The following is a 17,742-nucleotide window of genomic DNA, read 5'->3' as shown; positions in this document are numbered from 1 at the left end:
TTTCAGAATGGAGGCTGTCATGTCAGCATCTCTCATCAATGATGCGGCCAAAGCGAATGCCGCTCCCACATATCTTTCGCGTCCTGCTCCGGGGATCATCGCCGCACTTTTTTGTGGCTATCTCGCGGTTGGACTTCCGCTTCCGATCATCCCGCTCTTCATCCACGACAAGCTCGGCTTCAACAATCTGGTCGTCGGCATGGCAATTGGCATCCAATTCCTCGCCACCGTGCTCAGTCGTGGCTATGCCGGACGCGTGACCGATCTCAAGGGCGGCAAGCGTTCCGCTCTGCAAGGTGCCGCGATCAGTATGACCGCAGGCTTCTTCTATCTGGCGGCGGCCATGCCCATCTTCTCGCCAGATGTCAGCCTTGCAATTCTTGTTGTCGGCCGGTTGATTGCCGGACTTGGAGAGAGCCTGTTCGTTACTGGTTGCGTCTCCTGGTCGATTGCCTCGGTCGGACCACAGCGCGCAGGCATGTCGATGTCGTGGACCGGCATTGCCATGTTCGCGGCACTGGCCATCGGCGCGCCGGTCGGCATGGCTCTTTATCAGTCTTACGGCCTGGAGACCGCGATGATCGCCTGCATCCTTGCTCCGCTTCTCGCAATCGCTATCGCATTTCGGTCGGCCTCTCGTACGAGCCCGGTAGGCCCGCGTCTGCCCTTCTACAGGGTCATCGGCCAAATCTGGCGCGAAGGGGCCGGCCTGATGCTGCAAGGAGCGGGACTGTCGGCTCTTACCGCCTTTGCATCGCTCTACTTTGTAGCCCACCATTGGAAGAATGCCGGTTTGGTGATGACGGCCTTCGGCATCGGCTTCATCTTCGTGCGCGTCGTCTTCGGCTCGCTGCCCGACAGAACGAGCGGCTATCGCATCGCGTTCTGGTCCTCGGTGATAGAGGCAGCTGGCCAGGCGCTCATCTGGGTGGCACCCAATGAATGGATGGCGCTTGCCGGCGCCCTGGTCACCGGTCTCGGTTGTGCACTGATTTTTCCCGCTCTCGGCGTCGAAGCGCTGAAGCGAGTACCTCCCGCTAATCGCGGCAGCGCCATGGGCGCCTTCGTCGCTTTTCTCGATATCGCCTATGGTATTTCCGGCCCGGTCGCTGGCATCATCGCCGGACAGTTCGGATATGCAGCTGTCTACCTGTTCGGTGCGGTCTGCGCTCTTGCCGGCGCTGCGCTTGTCCAGACCGCCCGCTCTTCACAATCCTGACCGTTGTTCCACATTGCCTGTGAGAATTGTTCGCCGGCTCCCGAAGGAGATTTCCATGTCCCGCATCTTCATTTCCGGCTCGTCCACCGGTCTTGGCCTTATGGCGGCTGAACGCCTAACCGAACAAGGCCATCAGGTCGTACTTCATGCGCGCAATCCCGCCCGCGCCAGCGATGCCCGCCGCGCTCTCCCGAAGGCGGAGGCCGTCGTGATCGGCGATCTCGAGACCATCGTCGGCGCAAAAAATGTCGCCGCCGAGGTCAACAGGCTCGGGCGGTTCGACGCAGTGATCCATAATGCGGCCGTCGGCTATCGCGAAGCTCATCGCCTCACCTCCGATGGGCTGCCGCATGTCTTCACCATAAACACATTGTCGGCCTACATCCTGACCGCACTCATCGAACCCCCGAAGCGACTGGTCTACCTGTCTTCCGGCATGCACCATCATGCAGATGCCAATCTCAATGATATTCTCTGGAAAAAGCGCCGGTGGAACGGATCAGAGGCCTATGCCGAAAGCAAGCTGCACGATGCAATGCTCGCCTTCGCGATCGCGCGGCGCTGGAGGGACGTGTTTTCGAATTCGCTGGAGCCCGGATGGGTTCCGACCAAGATGGGCGGCCCTGGCGCGCCTGACGACATGGCACAGGCCCATCTGACACAAGCCTGGTTGGCTGCCGGCGACGATCCAAAAGCGGACGTCACGGGAGAATACTTCTATCATCTGAAGCGTCGGACCGCGAACCCGCAGGCTCATGATCCAGCGCTTCAAGACCGCCTCATCGCGATCTGCGAGGAGATTTCAGGCGTGACTTTGCCAAAATGATTTGGCCCGCACAGCTTAGATGAGAAAAGTCCTATTCCGGTTAGCAGAATAACGGGCGCATCCGACGGTTGGGCCAATTCTTCGGAACGATGCTCACGAAGATCAGCATAGTCGCGTCCAGGCCACGAAGCAGAAATGCGAACATGATCGCCGAGATCGGCCCCGCGTCACGAGCTAGCGAATTTCACCGTTACCCCGCGTTGACGAAAGTAGGCCTGCATGAGTTTTCTGCCTGAACGATTGTTCTGCACCAGTTTAGCCGGGTCGAATACGGCTTCCTTCAAACCCGCCCGCGCCAAGGCTGTCTTGAGGGTCGCGATATGCAAGTCGATGTCGGCATTGTCCGCCTGGAGGGATTCGTAAATGCGGTTGATTGCGTCTGATACGGTCGGGTCGGTCACTCTGATACTCCTGTTGCAGCTTCGCTCGTTCTTACCAAATTTCTCGGCGCGACCTTATTGTGGTGAAGTACGTCCTCGTCAATCAGGAATAGTGGAGTGAAACGCCGCATACGCTGTTCGAGATGAGCCAAGACAAGCCGACCAGCGTGCCGGCCCCAGGGCTTTTGACGCTCCTGACAATCGGAAGCGCTCCTAATCTCGATTATTGAAAAGCCACAAGGAAAGTTTTAGTTTCTAGGTGAAATCCCAATCCATGCTCAGGAGATGGCGAAGGGTGGTCAATAGATACTCTCGCACCAGAGATATGTCCCTGGATTCCGAGGCGCTCGGTACCTGTCAACACGTATTTGACGCCATCCTTGCCGAACTGAGCATTAATCGCGAAGCCGAAAAGGCTGAGGACATTGCCGCCTTTGTCATCAAGCTTTATCAGCAGGGTGTCCACGATGAGAAAAAGCTCTTCGAGCTTGGCATGAGCGCTGCTAATCATCTCAGGGACTGAGCAGTGCAGGCCTCATGCCCATGCCTATATCTTGCGTGATCTTGATGATGAGAAGATTTCCGTGTCGGCAGCCGAGTACTCCACGTTGAGCAGCTTTGCCATATCCTCGGCGAGACGTTCGCTGAGACCGGCAAGAATAACGTTGTTGTAAGCCGCAACCCGGCCTGTGCTTGCGTCAAGGACGGACCAAGACCAAGCGGTGTCGCGCACGGCGCAATATCTTGCAGGCCCCATCTTCGACCTCCGAAATTCATACCGCTTAAACCCCTCCCGGTGGTCTGAGGTTCCAACGGTGGGACGCTGGAAACGCCCTTTCATTTCGTCGGCTGAGACCTCGCCGTCAGCTTGTTTCCGTCAGGATCGCGAAGATATGCGACGAATGCTCCATTTGGGCGCTCCGTAGGTGGGCTCTCAATTGCCGCGCCACCATGTGCGACACCGGCGGCATGTCACGCCAGAACATGGCCGGGGCTTGTGGCGGCGATACCGATCGTCCCCCGTTGGCAGCGGTGGCGGGCTTACCGTCGATCGGTTTCGTGATCATCAGCCGGTGGGACCAGAACATCTTGGCCTGCATGAACAAGTCCGAAATCGGCGTTGGCGATTGCGGAGCGCTTCTCCTTGTCCGCATCAGGGTCGGATCAAGCAGTGGGACACATTTTCGAAAATTTACGGGGCGGCGACGGCGGCCCGAAGACTACGCCTGAAGGCGTTTCAGGCAGGGGGGGGCCGAAGCGGGTTCGCCCCTGCGGAGCGCAACGGCATACTCTATGGTGCTGAGTAGATCGGTGGCGAAGACGGGCTTAACCAGAGCCCCGATAGCGTGAGGATCCGCGGCGACGATTTCCGGATTGGCGGTTGCGAATATGACGGTAACACCATGCGCTTGGCTGAGGTACCCAGCCAATGAGGGACCCGTCTGACCATCACTGAGATGAACATCGACGAGGGCGATATCGGCGCCAATTCCCAGCTCGGAAGCATCCTCGCTATTGCCGACTGGCCCTGCAACGTCATAGCCGGCAGAGCGCAGCACGGATTCCACATCAAGGGCAATCAGAACTTCGTCTTCGACAACCAGGATTCGCATGAATGCCTCGTCAAGATCATTGTGCGGTTTGTCGGATCGCTGATCCGGCCGGAGGGTAAATAGCGCCGGATCGGCAGCTGTCCACTTTCATCAGGAAGTCCGGCAAGCGGCAGCGCATTTAGGTCGTTCCAACATCTCGCCAATAGAAATGTTCCCAAAGCCCCCAGCGCGATTGAACTTTCCGGGCGAATAGTCGCCACTTTGAACAGGAGACCCCTGCTGATGCCGCTAGAGACATCATCAACTTTGAAACTTCTCGGCTTGGCATCCATTATACAGGGCATAATTTAAATGCGGTTACTCGGATCGATCCGGGCAGCTGAGAGGCAGTCTATCGCGCCTCCAAGAGACGACACGACGAATTGATTCTCGCAATCTGTGACAGCGTAAGAGACAGGAGAAACAAGTGTCACACGAACGCAATGATGCCCATTCGGCCGCCCGCTCCTTATCGGCTGACGCCTGGCTTGCTGCAATCGTCGAAAGTTCAGAAGATGCCATTATCAGCAAATCCGTCAACGGCATCATCACGAGCTGGAACAAAAGCGCAGAGCGACTATTCGGTTTCTCAGCCGCCGAAGCAATCGGACAGCCCATCACCATTATCGTGCCGCCCAATCTTTTGGATGAGGAAGCAACCATAATCGCCTCCATTCGGGCAGGCCGGCGGATTGAGCATTATGAGACGGTGAGATGTCGCAAAGATGGGACGCTGGTCGATATTTCGCTGACGGTTTCCCCCGTCACGGACAAGGATGGCGAGATCGTCGGCGCTTCCAAGATCGTACGCGACATTTCCGAGCGGAAGCGGTTGATCGAGAGGCAAGATCTTCTGCTGCAAGAGATGAGTCATCGGGTGAAGAACCTGTTTGCCGTGATGAATTCGCTTGTCTCGGTGAGCGAACGAACAACCACAAGCGCCCGCGGCCTTGCCGACGACTTGCGCGCGCGCATCCGGGCCCTTTCTGCCGCACACAATCTCGTTTTGGGTCACACCGGCGGAAACTCCCAATCCAGCGGCTCCGCGAGCCTTTTTGCCCTCATTCAAGCGATTTCCGCAGCCCACCAGGATCAGAAGGGTGAGCGCATCGCCGTCCAAGGCAATGACATTGCGGTCGGCGCTATTGCGCTTACATCGATCGCGTTGCTCCTTCATGAGCTGGTTACCAATTCGATCAAATATGGCGCGCTGTCGGCATCGGGTGGCCATATCGACGTCGAAGTTCGAGACCAGGATGGAGTTGAGTTGCATTGGGCCGAGGTCGGCGGCCCCTCGATTGAGGCGCCAAGCGGAGCGGCGGGTTTCGGCTCTCGATTGGAGCAACTCGCATTGGACGCTCTCAAGGGCTCGATCACCCGAGATTGGAGATCGGACGGCTTGCGCATCGGTCTGAGGATCCCGGTACAGTCGCTTGGCGGATAATCCCCCAAGAAGGCCCGAAATATGCCAGCGAACAGGGCATCCGATCGTGGAGTTAAACCACTTAACTATACCAATGTTCACAACGATTCCGAAGCAATGGTTATTGGCCCGGCGATGCCTTGCGAGATTAGATCGATTATTTGAGAGGGAATCCGAGGAAGAGCACCGCACCCTTGAGCGACGTCGCAATCTTGGCATTGATATTTGAAAATAAATCAAGATACATTCATGCTGATGAGGCCCGGCAACCTGGCGACAGATCTGGCTGCACCGGTCTGCTGAAACATTAGAGCGAGAGGCGAGTTTTCCTTATCAGCTAGATAGGGAGATCTCAGAAATGAGTTGGACAGGCACTTGGCGTAATCAGTATGGATCAACGCTGACGATCATCGATGATCGCGACGGATCGATCAAAGGCACATTCAAAACCGCCCTTCCCGATAGCGCATTTTACGGCCACAAACTCCAAGCCACCGGTGTTTGGTTCGACGACTGCGTTAATTTTGCCTTCGGAACGAGCGAACAAGGCCTAACTTCGATCTGCTCATTCACCGGAATGTTGCGTGAAAACAAGCTGCGGACGGTCTGGCACGTCGTGACCAGCACCAAAGCGGGCCATTCAGGCCGAATTGAGAAGCTGGGATGGGCTCATTCTGTGCAGACCAACGTCGACATCTTCGAGCGTACCGGCTGATGTCGGGATTGCCAAAGCTAGATCAGCAATCGCGATGAGAATGTTATCAGGACCGACTCGGGCGAGTTGCCTTTCATGATCTCAGGTTAATCTGGCCGCCAGTGGAGGCATCGCGCTTCAAATTTTCCAGCTCAATCAGCGTATGCACCTAACGCCGCGGAAGCTGATCAGGGATTTCAACGAGGATACGCACCCCATCAGGACGCCAATCTCGATGGATCGATCCCCTCAAAGAGGCGATTGTCATGCGTTCGAGCTCTGATCCGAAGCCGGCGGCTCCTTCGGAAATCCGTGCGGGAGGCCCATCGACTTCTGTCCACGTCAGCGCGAGTCCGTTATTACGAGAGACCTCGATTTCGACCCGACCGCCGTTTACCGAAAGAGAGCCATATTTGATCGCGTTCGTTGCGAATTCGTGCAAAAGCAGAGCTAGCGACGTCAGCACGGCATTGTTCACGCTAACGTCCTCTCCGCTAACGACGATGCGGGCGCCATTCTTGTCCTGGTGAGCCGACAAGATTGCGTCAATGAGACCGAAAAGACTTGTTGAAGCATGTCCATCGGAGCCGCCCTCGGATTCCTTTAGGACAAAATTCTGGGCGGCGGCCAATGCTGCGACCCGCGCGCGCAGATCGTTGGCGAAAGATGAACCGGGCGCTTCCGCGGACCTTTCGCTGACGGAAATCAATGCGCTGACGATGGCGAACAAATTTTTGATGCGATGATGCATTTCCCGCAGCATGAGCCGCTGTCGCTCCGCCATCCGCTTTCGCTCCGAAATATCGCGGGCGATCTTCGAAGCTCCGACAATTACGCCATTCTTGTCCCGGACGGGTGAAATCGTCAGCGAAATATCGAGCAGCGTTCCGTCCTTATGCTGCCTTATCGTCTCGAAATGTTCGATCCGCCTGCCGTTTCGAATGTGATCAATAATGGTTTCTTCTTCATGCAGGCGGTCGTCTGGAATAATGATACTGATGTGACGCCCCACCGCCTCGGCGGCTGAAAATCCGAAAAGTCGCTCCGCGCTTCTGTTCCAGCTCGTGATGATGCCACTGACGGTCTTGCTTACAATCGCGTCGTCAGAGTTTTCGACAATGGCGGCAAGCCACGCTTCGGCAGAAAGACCCAAGATACCGAAGTGTTCCCCCAGCGTGTTGTTCATCACCGAATCCGAGGACACCTTCCCCCGTTCGTACGCGGTGAAGGGCGAACCTTCAGGCTCATTTGCATCTTGCGGCATATCCACGCTCCTCCATCGCCAGCAGCCTAATCTCGAAAGCTGCTTGCCGAACGCCGACCAGCTTGGGTGGGAAGCGGGTTGGGGTTTGAACACCGGAACAGCGCATAGCCATCAGGCTATGAGGGAGACATGAGGATTGCCAATCCTTCCTCCAGCTGGACCACGAGCACTGCTCTATTGTCTAAAAATGTGTCGCAATACGATTTTTTCAAGCATAAGCATCTGGCCGCGCCGTGGATGCACCTCCCCGATTGGCGCATCGACTTCCTTTGAGGCAAGGAACGAGCTCGATAATCTTCACGTCGGCAGGTCCGAACTGACAAAGATTGCGAGCATCTGGCGCTATATTGCGAGCCCCTGGCGCTATAGAGTATCGAGCTCGATTTGCTGATGGCTGCGAAACGTCGGCCTCCGTCATTTAGCGAATTGACGAATGACTTTCCGATAAAAACCAGGAGGAACTTCCGTGGCCAATCACGAAGACAAAAACCCGGACAAGCGTCGTGAGCGTGCATACAGATCTGGAAGGAAGAGGGACGACCGGAGGGTCTGGACCTTAGCGAACCGAGCAAGATGCTAACAAGTCAGAGGACCTGAAAAGCAATGGTTCGGGACCGCATGACCGAAAAGAGAAGAAAACCACTCGTGCAAAGAGCCCGCGACCCGTTCGTGAATGACCTGTTTCCAGGGTCGACGCTAAAGTTCCGGCGGGACATACGAGCGCCAAAGGGACGAGCACACCTCTATTCCACTGTCATCAGGAACTTTCTCAAAGGCGCGGGGTTCTATAACCGGAAGGGATCCCCGCCTTCCTTTCGGTTCTCCTGCCGAAGAGCCGATAGCTGCCGACGAGCAGCTATCGGCGTTCGTCGGCAGCCGAGATGCGGATTGCGACAGTCGATTAGAAATCCTGTGCATTTCCAAGAACCCAGTCTAGCGACAGCTGAGGTGTCAGGTGTCTGGCACCTCGAATTGAGGATGCTGGATGATCCGGGTGGTGCAGCGTCCACGGGCCCATCATTCATCACGCGGCGGCGGTACCCTCCTCCTCTTTACGAGCAAGAGAAATGCCCAGCCCCCAGTTGCTGATTTTGCCAGTTCTAGGAGACTTGGAACGCCTGGGGTTTAAGCACGGACTTACGATTGCGCAAATAAGGGATCACGTCAGAGGCGGGCATCGCTTTTCCAAAAAGATATCCTTGGCCGATATCGCAGCCCTCACGCAAGAAATAGGCGAGCTGCGTGTGGTTCTCGATGCCTTCGACCGTGGTTTTTACATCGAGCCCTCGGCTCATCCGGAGGAGCGCCTGCAGGATCTTTTCGTGGCGTTCGTCAGAAATGCGAGCAGGATCCACAAAACTCTTGTCGATTTTGATCTTGTCAAAGCGATATCGAGCCAATTGCGCCAGACTTGAGTAGCCGGTGCCGAAGTCGTCGAGCGCAATCTGAATGCCGGCGTGATGAAGATCATCGATGACCGATGCAGCAAGATTGGGATCGCGGATCAAAGCATTCTCGGTGATCTCGACTTCCAGTCTGGCAGGGGCGAAACCAACACTGCTCAAAATCTTGAGAATCCGCGTTGCTAGCAACCGGTCGTCCATCTGAATTGCTGAGACGTTGAAGGAGAGTGATATGTGCTCCGGCCACAGCTTCGCATCCTCGCATGCCATTCGCAATAGCTGCTGAAACAACTCAGTCATCATGCCGGTGTTCTCGGCGATGGGAATGAAGTGCTGCGGCGATATCTGTTCGCCATCGTCTAAAGTCCATCTGGCGAGAGCTTCGAAGCCACAAACTTCCCCTGTGCGGAGGTCAATAAGGGGCTGATAAAATGACCGGATCCGACATTCAGCGATTGCTTTGCGAAGCTCACCTTCCAGCTTGGCACGGTCGGTCACTTTGCGTTGCATCTCTTCCGAAAATTGCAATGCGCTGCTCGCGCCGATTCCCTTAGCCTGATAGAGTGCGATGTCGGAGCGATGGCAGACGTCCTCCAAAGCGATGCCTTGTTCCGGCCACCTGGCATAGCCGACACTCGCACCCACCTGGCACGATATTGTGCCGACCTGTATTGGTTGGCTGATGGCCTGGATTAGCAACTTTGCGAAGTTTTCGTCCTTCTGAGCCGCCAATCCCTTGGCAATAACCAGAAACTCATCACCACCCAGACGAAAGACACTCGCAGGATCGGCCAATTGAGACAGGCGCTTTGAAACCTCCTGCAGAAGCCGATCGCCACCTTGATGGCCGACCAAATCGTTGACTTTCTTGAAACCATCGAGATCGAGGGAGAAGACGGTTGCGGTGGAAGGACCGTCCTCATCTGCATCGATGGATTTTCCAACCTCGAATTTCTCGAGCGCATATCGGTTGGGCAGGCGAGTGAGATGGTCATGCGTTGCAATCCAATGTGCTCGCCTCGCAAGCTCCTCTTGTCTCTGCATCTCCCTGCGCAGATCAAGAATTCGCAACAGTGAATAGATCGAACTCACAGCCCCGACGACGATCAGGTTCAAGAAGGCAAGGTCGACAGCCCTATCCGATATGTTTCTCAAACCATGAAATATGGAGGAACGCCAAACATAGCCGATAATCCAAAATACGGCCGCACCGCACACCAGAGCCGCGAGCTGCTTTCCAGCCTTACTTTGCAAAAAAGCGTGCATGCTCTCCTCCAAGCCATTGCACCCGAAAGCCTGCGAGCCTCTCGCTTAAGCTGCCATATTTCGCCGCGAAGTATTAAGCGTGGCCATTAAGCCGCTCGGTAGAGTGGGTTTATAGTCCTAAATATTTGTTACCCGCAGGGAGCAAAACGAAACTTAACCACCAACGTAATAAACATAAGAACCTGCAAGCTTATCATATACTTGGAGCCAACGTGCATAAGTGGCCGTCTCACTCCGGGTCGGTCTGTGCGATAGCGTACAATAAACTCTATCGTGCCGCCGCCCTTGAACTGCCCCGCGCCAGTTTCGCAGCGATTCACAAGTATATCTTCACACCGGAACATTAAATCGCTAAATAATACAACAGATAGTTGTCATATTTTTTTCAATTATTCGGTCTATACTTGCATAATTAGCAACATATGCGTAGTGTTCTTGACGCTCATGTCTTTCAATAGGGATCTAAAAATGAGTGTAGATAGCAATAACAATGTCACATCCGCAGTTCCGCGGCGCGCTACGCGTGCTCGTGTCGAAATCGCTATGACCGAGTTGATCGATAATTTACAACAGGAAGGATTTTTGGTGGAAGAAATTGCTCTAGCTTTGGCCGACGCTTCAGAAGACTACGTTATTCTTCTTGCCAACGAGAAAGTTTCCACCCACTAAATTGCAGCCATAACGGTAGGAAGGCGCATACCAGATCGCACGCGGGCGGCGACCAGGACCCGCCGCGGCGAATTCCCTCGCCATATAAATTCGCCTCCTCCTCCGGCAGACCTTCGTCGATCATCGCGCCGACGAGGCTTGAGCAAACGACGCCGTTGCGAAAACCACCGTACCGAACGTGATGGGCGCAAGCTTTTTCATCATCAAGCCCTTCGTTGCTGTCTATGTGCCAACCATGCCAGGGCCGCATGTTTCCGGAATTTCACTAGAGTATGAATTTGGCGGACAAATAAGGACAGCCAATCCCTTTATCGACATATCCCTGCCATGGCCGAGATGCCCCACCGGGGATCAGCCCGATCGCGCCGGGAACCGAAATCACTCCTTGAGGTTATATTCATAGGAAAGGAGACGCTGCCATGATCCGCAAATTGAAGTCAGGCGAATATCGCCTTTACTCGCGCAAGCTCGACCCCAAGACGCACAAGCGTAAAAACCTCGGGACTTTCAAAACCCGTGAGGCGGCAGAAAAGCACGAGCGCGAAGTGCAGTATTTCAAGCACCATTAGCAGAGAGAAGAGCGCCGGGCCGCGCATCGCAACGAGCAGCTATGCGCCTTTTCCTTCTCAGGTCCTTTCGCCCGGATCGTTTGCCCTCGCAACCCTCATCCGACCCTCAGGTTTCCTGCACGACGAAGACTCCTCACGCCAATGGAACCTGCGAGGCTCCGGGTGGTTCTGACCCTTCGACGTTCCAAGGATTTCGGATCGCCGAATTCAGCAGAGGAAGCGATGCGTCAAGTCAAAGGTCGGCAGAGTGACCGTGCCGAGGCTGCCGCCAACGGCAGAGGCAGTCTTGGCATGCATCGATCACGACGGGCAACATGGAGGCGATGCCATGCGTCACGAGAAAATCGATCTTCAGAACGGGCAGAAGACCTATGTCGTCGTTCTCGACGCGAATGAGAAAGCATTCGCGACGCTTGCCGCATTCGCAACCGAACAGGGTTTGACCGCAGCTTCGATCACCGCAATCGGCGCCTTTGAACGTGCGACCGTCGGCTGGTTCGATTTCGCCGACCGCAGCTATCGCAAGATTCCCGTTGCCGAACAGTGCGAGGTGCTGAGCCTGATCGGTGATATTGCGACGGGCGACGACGGCAAGGCGAACCTCCACCTTCATGCCGTCTTGGGCCTCAGGGATGGCTCGACGCGCGGCGGTCACTTCCTCGAAGGTGTCGTGCATCCGACCTTGGAAGCGACCATCATCAAAACGCCGGTAGCGCTGCATCGTCGCCATCGGAAGGATCTCGGCATCGCACTGATCGAGCTTTGAGGTCGTCGGATACCAATCTCTAAGCAAACGGAACATTGCCGATCGAAAGAGGTTCGGTCAGCAGTTCTGACGGCAGAAGGAGGATATCATGGCAACAGACACACCCTTCGAAACTTCCCGCGGCGAAGGCGGCGAGACACACCAGCACATCCCCGAAAGCGGCCCTCATGGGGGCGCCGATCATCTGACGACCAACCAGGGCATTCGGGTTTCCGACAATCAGAACAGCCTCAAATCCGGTGTCCGGGGCCCGACCCTGCTAGAAGACTTTGTCCTGCGTGAAAAGATCTTCCATTTCGACCACGAGCGTATTCCCGAAAGGATCGTACATGCCCGCGGATCGGCTGCGCACGGCTTCTTTGAGCTTTATGAGCCGCTTTCGGACATCACGAGCGCCGATCTTTTTCAGCGCAAAGGCGAGAAGACGCCGGTTTTCGTCCGCTTCTCAACCGTCGCCGGCGGCGCCGGCTCGGTGGACACACCGCGCGATGTTCGCGGCTTTGCAGTGAAGTTCTATACCAAGCAAGGCAATTGGGACCTGGTCGGCAACAACATCCCTGTATTCTTCATCCAGGACGCGATGAAGTTTCCAGACCTCGTTCATGCCGTTAAAATGGAAGCTGACCGAGGCTATCCGCAGGCCGCCACCGCCCATGACACCTTCTGGGACTGGGCGTCGCTCATGCCGGAATCCACACATATGCTGATGTGGGCAATGTCGGATCGCGCCATTCCCCGATCCTTCCGCATGATGCAAGGGTTCGGCGTTCACACTTTCCGCCTCGTCAACGATGCGGGCAAATCGACATTCGTGAAGTTTCACTGGAGACCGAAGCTTGGCGTGCAATCGCTGGTCTGGGATGAGGCATTGAAACTGCAGGCGGCCGATAACGACTATCATCGCCGCGATCTTTTCGAAGCGATCGCCGCCGGGCACTTTCCGGAATGGGAGTTGGGATTGCAGCTGTTCGGCGAGGCTCTAGCGGAGAGCCTCCCCTACGACATCCTCGACCCCACCAAGATCATCCCGGAAGAAGTCCTGCCGCTGAAGATCGTCGGACGCCTCGTTCTCGATCGCAACCCGGACAATTTCTTTGCCGAAACCGAACAGGTGGCGTTCTGCCCGGCCAACATCGTACCGGGTGTCGATTTCACCAACGATCCCCTGCTCCAGGGTCGTCTGTTCAGCTATCTCGACACGCAGAAATCCCGTCTCGGGACCGCCAATTTCCATCAATTGCCAATCAACGCGCCGAAATGTCCCGTCATGAATTTCCAGCGCGACGGGCAAATGCAAATGGAGATTCCGAAGGGCCGCGCCAATTACGAGCCGAACAGTTTGAGTGAGAATAGCGAAGCTGGAGGCCCCCGCGAATGCCCCGTAACCGGCTTCCACACCTATGAGCATGCGTCGGCTCCTGGTGAACAAGGCGACAAGCGGCGTGCGCGTGCCGAACTTTTTGCCGACCACTACAGCCAGGCGCGTCTCTTCTGGAAATCCCAGACGCCGTCGGAACAGGCCCACATTGCTTCCGCCTTCGTCTTCGAACTATCAAAAGTGCAACTGCCGCATGTGCCTCCGCGCATGGTCGGCAATCTCTTGAACGTCGATGCAGGTCTCGCCAATCGCGTTGCCGCCGGGCTGGGACTTGTCAACCCGACCAGGAACTCGCCGGCGCGCGAACCGATCGAGCTCGATGCGTCCGCCGCTCTTTCCATTCAGAAAAACATGAAGGAGACGCTGGAAGGACGGCAGATCGGCATATTGATCGCCGGCGGAAGCAACGCCAAGGCGATCTCCGATCTCATCGGCGCTCTGAACAACGCCAAGGCGAGGCCCTTTATCGTCGCACCCAAGGTCGGGGAGACCAAGCTTTCCGACGGAAATACGATCCGTGCCGACGGACAGCTCCTTGGTTCGCCTTCGCAGCTTTTCGACGCGATCGCCGTCATTCTTTCAAACGAGGGAGCAACGTCTTTGATGAACGAGGGAGCGGCGGTTCAGTGGGTCATGGATGCATTCGGACACTTGAAAGCCATCGGTCATGACGCAGCCGCCAAGGCGCTGCTCGACAAAGCGGGTATTCAACCGGATGCCGGCGTCGTAGATCTCGGCTCCTTCATAGAGGCCGCTTCCAAGCGATATTGGGATCGCGAGCCCAAAATACGCATGCTCGCCTGAACAGCCGACGACCCATGCCGCCACTCATGGATTGGAATCGCGTCGAAAGCAACTGGAAGCAGTTTAAGGGCAAGGTCAAAGAACAATGGGGTAAGCTTACCGACGGCGATCTCGATCAAATCGCGGGAAAGCGGGATCAGCTACAAAGGTAAAATCCAGGAGCGGTATGGCCTCGCGAAGGATCGCGCCAAATCCGACGTTGACGATTGGTATGGCCGCCAGACTTGGTAAGGATGTCCGAGGACCGGCTTGGCATAAATCGGATTGAAGGCGTTTAGGCAGAGTTTCGAAAAGTCGCTGCCAGCTGGCTATGCGAACGGATCTGCCCAACCAGCTGTTCGCATTCGAGGTTGATTGCTTAGCCCCACAGCCTTGCCTCGGACCCCGAGGCGGGTCTATTTCACTACATCGGCTCTTTCTCGGGTACGGACGAAGCCATCACCTGAAGGCCTTGCTCAGGCGAAAATTCGTTCTCATCGAATGCATGCCGGCGCAAAAGCTTGAAAATCGCTTCGTTTATGTCGCGTCCGTCGAGGAGGCTGGGATCGTCGCACAACACATCGATCGTCCGCCGAGCCACACGTTTTGCGACCATCTCGGACCTGACAAGCTTGCGAGCCCACAGCAATAACGCTTCGCGGAAATTGGGATCATCTGGAATAGATGCGTATTTCCGAAAGGGCATAATGCCGCTTCCTCGGTCTTGCAGGCGGGAGCACGTATAGGCCCTCAGTCGCCACCGCCTACTTATTCGCTTGGCGGCGATACCTCATCTTACGCTTTGAGAAGCCGGAGTCCATCCATTCCTGCGCCAACAACCGAGCTTTCATGAGCTCTGGGGCCTAAGTCCTTGCTTGGCCGGGACTTTGGTCCGTATCCACGAGCAGCGCTCATGGCATACTAGGCCCTAAGGCGCAGGTTAGCGCGCCGCCGCCCTAAATTGGAATGGAAAGACATGAAAAGAATTGTAATCGCAGCACTGGCGCTCGCCGCGACCTTGACTGCATCGCCGGCATTCTCTCAGGTCTACTTTGAATACGGAGTTGGACCTCGCTACGATTATGATGCACCGCCACGCTATTATCGCGATCGGCCGGCCTACACAGATGATAGATACTATGACGCTCCGCGCTATAGGTATCATCGCCGGTGCTGGACGGAGAGGCGCTATGGCTACCGCCATCATCATCGGGTCGTCGTGCGTGAAACCGTTTGCGAATAGTCGGTGCGGGAGCGTAACTCTGGTTCCGGGTGTCCATTCCCAGATGCGAATGGTGGCATTCACAAAACTGTCACACAATGATAGATTGAGGCGCGCAGGTTGCTGAACTCCAGTTCACATCCCACTCGCGCAAATACTGCTGCGTAGCCGCCCTGCCTGGCCCCACCCGGCAGGGCAATTTCTTTGAGGTAATCGGAACGTTAGTTAGGCGACACAGTTTATTGCGCAGGTGATTTTCACCCATATCACTTAGCCTTCCCCACAAAGCTCGGCCCGATCTTCTATCGGGCCATTTTTGTGTTCTACCATTGGTCAGGGAACGGAGTTCGTGTCCCGCGATCTCGACCTGTGGGCCTATGCCAAGGGCGTAACCCTGGACTTCTTACGACCAGGCAAGCCAACCGATAACGCGTTCATTGACGCATTCAACGGCCGCTTCCGGACGGAGCGCCTGAACCAGCACTGGTTCCTAACCCCGCGCTATTGCGCAGCAATTGCGTATGCGGATGCCCGCGAAAAGATGGAGGATTGGCGTAGATACTACAATGAGGAAAGACCTCATGGTGCGATCGGCAACAAGGTGCCGATCTCATTGGTAAATTCGGGAAGCGCAACCCGCCCGCCTTCCTGAAACGGGCCGGAAACTCTAGTCTCCGGTGGCCCAACGTTTGGGAGCAGATCAACGCGAACATGCGGTCTAATCGCCGCTGGATGAAAATTCAGAGGCAGGTCAGGGTCGGCGACTGCTTGCTTCTCCTCAATCTCTTGATAGACTTGAGTTAAATGCGTGAAACATTGGCCTCTGCAAGCAAGGTGCAAACAAGCAGTCGAGGTTGGGATGAGGATTGTTACGATGGATCATTTCGCCCGCTGTGTCGGCGAGGGATTCAAAATCGATATTGGAGCAGGGTCTCTCGTTTTGACGCTGACCGAGGCTCGACCGTTGCCCGAACGGGGCCTTAAGGGATTGATGAGAGCGCCGTTTTCATTGTTGTTCCGCAGCGTGTCGAAGGTGCTGTTGCCACAGCAGATTTACAGGCTGAACAACGCCACGCTTGGGATTCTCGACATCTTCCTGGTTCCGGTCGCCAGAGACAAGGACGGGATTATCTACCAGGCCATCTTCAATTGACGCCTGACGCTTCCGCCGTTGATTTCGACGGAAGCTGATGCGGACGCCACTCCATGCCGATATGGGTATCGGTGGTTTCGGTGTCCGTGAAGCCAAGGGCCTGATAGAGGTCGTAGGCGCGCCTGTTATTTCGATCGACATGCAGGATGATGCCCAGACTTTCTCTTGTCATCGCTGCATCTTGAACGGCTTTCATTGTCGCGCAACCCAATCCCTGGCCGCGCCATTCGGGCATAAGGCCGATATCGATAATGTGCCAGATGTCCGCGCTAAGATTGATGTAAAGGCGGCCGACGGAGATGCCGTCCTTCTCAATGATCAGGAACTCAGTTTGCGGGAACGCGGCAATGTAATAGCGATGCTGAAGATCAAACTGCTGGTCCAGGAATGCCCGCTTGTCGTTTTGCGACCAGAGGATTCGAGCCAGTTCATCCTCCCGGAACGAACAGTAGAGCTCACGCAGAAATGGAAGATCGTCCAGCCTTGCAGGACGGAACATGCAGCCTGGAACGCAGAGCCGATAATGATCTGTTTGTCCCGGAAACTCCGGTAGCGAACCTATCACTGTGCCGGCCATCAATCGAAGGTTGGATAGGTGCCGCTCAGCGCGATGCAGAAGTTGACCGCAAGATAAGGCTGACGGTTTTCATGGGGCTGATTTTCGCCTGCAGTTCCGATGACGTTCGATGCAAACTGCGTGTTCGCCTGGGCGTTGGGGAGAAACGGGCTGCTTAATTCCGGCAGGCTGAGCGCGTTCCCCTCACTGGGCGATGCGGCGCGCTTGGTGGTATCGCCTTGGTTATAGAGGGTCAGGGAATGCGTGTGTGCCGGCATCTCCGCCTGCGTCAGTGTAATATCGTTGCTGCCAAAACTATCGCCGGCGGTGCGTGGCGTCAGGCCCAAGCCTTGACCTTGGTTGCAGCCCGCGCGGTTGGCAAAGTTGGGCAGCCGGAACGAGGTGTCGCCGGCACCACCATATTGGGTGCCGATCAGGGAAAAAAGTTGGCTGTTCTGCTGGATCAAGAGCAGTGAGCCGTTGCATGATGCCCAGCCGGAAGGCGCAAAGTCGAAACCGAAAAGTTGGATCTCGCCGACGAAAGGTTGTGTCATAGCAATGTCCTTGATGGCTGAGCGC

General features: G+C 55.9%; 17 protein-coding genes and 3 pseudogenes. 12 read left to right on the top strand and 8 right to left on the bottom strand.

Annotation, left to right across the window (positions count from 1 at the left end):
* The first annotated feature begins 19 nt into the window (after positions 1-19).
* Positions 20-1,219: an arabinose transporter gene (locus AC13QE_RS17880; protein ID WP_488484680.1), complete on the top strand. Its 1,200-nt coding sequence runs from the start codon at positions 20-22 to the stop codon at positions 1,217-1,219.
* A gap of 55 nt (positions 1,220-1,274) precedes the next feature.
* The gene (locus AC13QE_RS17875) at positions 1,275-2,045 is read left to right on the top strand and encodes an SDR family NAD(P)-dependent oxidoreductase (protein WP_488484679.1); all 771 of its coding nucleotides are present in this window, start codon (positions 1,275-1,277) and stop codon (positions 2,043-2,045) included.
* A 167-nt stretch (positions 2,046-2,212) separates the two neighbouring features.
* On the opposite strand, the gene AC13QE_RS17870 is transcribed toward AC13QE_RS17875, so the two are convergent.
* Entirely contained in the window at positions 2,213-2,446 is a 234-nt protein-coding gene (locus tag AC13QE_RS17870; protein WP_488484678.1) for a hypothetical protein, read from the bottom strand.
* Between the two features lie 274 nt (positions 2,447-2,720).
* On the opposite strand from AC13QE_RS17870, the gene AC13QE_RS17865 reads away from it, so the two are divergent.
* Complete coding sequence (locus AC13QE_RS17865; RefSeq protein ID WP_488484677.1) at positions 2,721-2,948, top strand: hypothetical protein; 228 nt, start codon at positions 2,721-2,723, stop codon at positions 2,946-2,948.
* 314 nt (positions 2,949-3,262) lie between these two features.
* Here the strand turns inward: AC13QE_RS17865 and AC13QE_RS17860 are convergent.
* Positions 3,263-3,498 (bottom strand): annotated as a pseudogene (locus tag AC13QE_RS17860) (VOC family protein); the annotation flags it as partial.
* A 147-nt stretch (positions 3,499-3,645) separates the two neighbouring features.
* Positions 3,646-4,038 (bottom strand): response regulator, encoded by a 393-nt coding sequence (locus AC13QE_RS17855; protein WP_132720890.1) that lies wholly within the window; start codon positions 4,036-4,038, stop codon positions 3,646-3,648.
* A 406-nt stretch (positions 4,039-4,444) separates the two neighbouring features.
* On the opposite strand from AC13QE_RS17855, the gene AC13QE_RS17850 reads away from it, so the two are divergent.
* Together AC13QE_RS17850 and AC13QE_RS17845 are read left to right on the top strand one after the other, a co-directional pair.
* Positions 4,445-5,461 (top strand): PAS domain S-box protein, encoded by a 1,017-nt coding sequence (locus AC13QE_RS17850; RefSeq protein ID WP_488484676.1) that lies wholly within the window; start codon positions 4,445-4,447, stop codon positions 5,459-5,461.
* A gap of 337 nt (positions 5,462-5,798) precedes the next feature.
* The gene (locus AC13QE_RS17845; protein WP_488484675.1) at positions 5,799-6,155 is read left to right on the top strand and encodes an avidin/streptavidin family protein; all 357 of its coding nucleotides are present in this window, start codon (positions 5,799-5,801) and stop codon (positions 6,153-6,155) included.
* A gap of 148 nt (positions 6,156-6,303) precedes the next feature.
* Here AC13QE_RS17845 and AC13QE_RS17840 read toward each other — a convergent pair whose 3' ends face one another.
* A complete protein-coding gene (locus AC13QE_RS17840; protein ID WP_488484674.1) occupies positions 6,304-7,398 on the bottom strand; it encodes a sensor histidine kinase in 1,095 nt (364 codons plus the stop codon).
* 1,100 nt (positions 7,399-8,498) lie between these two features.
* Complete coding sequence (locus tag AC13QE_RS17835) at positions 8,499-10,067, bottom strand: putative bifunctional diguanylate cyclase/phosphodiesterase (protein WP_488484673.1); 1,569 nt, start codon at positions 10,065-10,067, stop codon at positions 8,499-8,501.
* Positions 10,068-10,535: 468 nt separating this feature from the next.
* Here AC13QE_RS17835 and AC13QE_RS17830 point away from each other — a divergent pair, with 468 nt between their 5' ends.
* The 5 genes and pseudogenes from AC13QE_RS17830 (at position 10,536) to AC13QE_RS17810 (ending at position 14,484) form a co-directional block, all read left to right on the top strand.
* Positions 10,536-10,736, top strand: coding sequence for a hypothetical protein (locus AC13QE_RS17830; RefSeq protein WP_132720886.1), 201 nt, complete (start codon positions 10,536-10,538; stop codon positions 10,734-10,736).
* Positions 10,737-11,155: 419 nt separating this feature from the next.
* Positions 11,156-11,305, top strand: a complete 150-nt coding sequence (locus AC13QE_RS17825; RefSeq protein ID WP_095438695.1) for a hypothetical protein — start codon at positions 11,156-11,158, stop codon at positions 11,303-11,305.
* Positions 11,306-11,633: 328 nt separating this feature from the next.
* A complete protein-coding gene (locus AC13QE_RS17820) occupies positions 11,634-12,071 on the top strand; it encodes a PPC domain-containing DNA-binding protein (RefSeq protein ID WP_488484672.1) in 438 nt (145 codons plus the stop codon).
* A gap of 88 nt (positions 12,072-12,159) precedes the next feature.
* Positions 12,160-14,253 (top strand): catalase, encoded by a 2,094-nt coding sequence (locus AC13QE_RS17815; protein ID WP_488484671.1) that lies wholly within the window; start codon positions 12,160-12,162, stop codon positions 14,251-14,253.
* Between the two features lie 26 nt (positions 14,254-14,279).
* Positions 14,280-14,484, top strand: a pseudogene (locus AC13QE_RS17810) (CsbD family protein).
* 172 nt (positions 14,485-14,656) lie between these two features.
* On the opposite strand, the gene AC13QE_RS17805 reads toward AC13QE_RS17810, so the two are convergent.
* On the bottom strand, positions 14,657-14,938 hold the full coding sequence (locus AC13QE_RS17805) for a hypothetical protein (protein WP_132720883.1): 282 nt from the start codon (positions 14,936-14,938) through the stop codon (positions 14,657-14,659).
* 844 nt (positions 14,939-15,782) lie between these two features.
* Here AC13QE_RS17805 and AC13QE_RS17800 point away from each other — a divergent pair.
* Positions 15,783-16,106 (top strand): annotated as a pseudogene (locus tag AC13QE_RS17800) (integrase core domain-containing protein); the annotation flags it as partial.
* 222 nt (positions 16,107-16,328) lie between these two features.
* Positions 16,329-16,607: a DUF6916 family protein gene (locus AC13QE_RS17795; protein ID WP_488484670.1), complete on the top strand. Its 279-nt coding sequence runs from the start codon at positions 16,329-16,331 to the stop codon at positions 16,605-16,607.
* Here AC13QE_RS17795 and AC13QE_RS17790 read toward each other — a convergent pair.
* A complete protein-coding gene (locus tag AC13QE_RS17790; protein WP_488484822.1) occupies positions 16,600-17,184 on the bottom strand; it encodes a GNAT family N-acetyltransferase in 585 nt (194 codons plus the stop codon). The two genes, AC13QE_RS17795 and AC13QE_RS17790, sit on opposite strands and share 8 nt — an antisense overlap.
* Complete coding sequence (locus AC13QE_RS17785; RefSeq protein ID WP_488484669.1) at positions 17,184-17,717, bottom strand: phage tail protein; 534 nt, start codon at positions 17,715-17,717, stop codon at positions 17,184-17,186. The genes AC13QE_RS17790 and AC13QE_RS17785 overlap by 1 nt, the downstream gene beginning before the upstream one ends.
* Positions 17,718-17,742 lie beyond the last annotated feature (25 nt).

Source organism: Martinezella sp. CNPSo 3957 (genome assembly GCF_057784395.1).
This window is presented reverse-complemented; position numbering and strand designations above follow the sequence as displayed.

Excerpts from the sequence above, each read along its gene's own strand:
- AC13QE_RS17835 (WP_488484673.1), bottom strand. The coding sequence starts at position 10,067 with ATGCACGCTTTTTTGCAAAGTAAGGCTGGAAAGCAGCTCGCGGCTCTG.
- AC13QE_RS17785 (WP_488484669.1), bottom strand. The coding sequence starts at position 17,717 with ATGACACAACCTTTCGTCGGCGAGATCCAACTTTTCGGTTTCGACTTT.
- AC13QE_RS17815 (WP_488484671.1), top strand. The coding sequence starts at position 12,160 with ATGGCAACAGACACACCCTTCGAAACTTCCCGCGGCGAAGGCGGCGAG.
- AC13QE_RS17790 (WP_488484822.1), bottom strand. The coding sequence starts at position 17,184 with ATGGCCGGCACAGTGATAGGTTCGCTACCGGAGTTTCCGGGACAAACA.
- AC13QE_RS17830 (WP_132720886.1), top strand. The coding sequence starts at position 10,536 with ATGAGTGTAGATAGCAATAACAATGTCACATCCGCAGTTCCGCGGCGC.
- AC13QE_RS17845 (WP_488484675.1), top strand. The coding sequence starts at position 5,799 with ATGAGTTGGACAGGCACTTGGCGTAATCAGTATGGATCAACGCTGACG.
- AC13QE_RS17795 (WP_488484670.1), top strand. The coding sequence starts at position 16,329 with ATGGATCATTTCGCCCGCTGTGTCGGCGAGGGATTCAAAATCGATATT.
- AC13QE_RS17880 (WP_488484680.1), top strand. The coding sequence starts at position 20 with ATGTCAGCATCTCTCATCAATGATGCGGCCAAAGCGAATGCCGCTCCC.
- AC13QE_RS17875 (WP_488484679.1), top strand. The coding sequence starts at position 1,275 with ATGTCCCGCATCTTCATTTCCGGCTCGTCCACCGGTCTTGGCCTTATG.
- AC13QE_RS17855 (WP_132720890.1), bottom strand. The coding sequence starts at position 4,038 with ATGCGAATCCTGGTTGTCGAAGACGAAGTTCTGATTGCCCTTGATGTG.
- AC13QE_RS17840 (WP_488484674.1), bottom strand. The coding sequence starts at position 7,398 with ATGCCGCAAGATGCAAATGAGCCTGAAGGTTCGCCCTTCACCGCGTAC.
- AC13QE_RS17805 (WP_132720883.1), bottom strand. The coding sequence starts at position 14,938 with ATGCCCTTTCGGAAATACGCATCTATTCCAGATGATCCCAATTTCCGC.
- AC13QE_RS17820 (WP_488484672.1), top strand. The coding sequence starts at position 11,634 with ATGCGTCACGAGAAAATCGATCTTCAGAACGGGCAGAAGACCTATGTC.
- AC13QE_RS17825 (WP_095438695.1), top strand. The coding sequence starts at position 11,156 with ATGATCCGCAAATTGAAGTCAGGCGAATATCGCCTTTACTCGCGCAAG.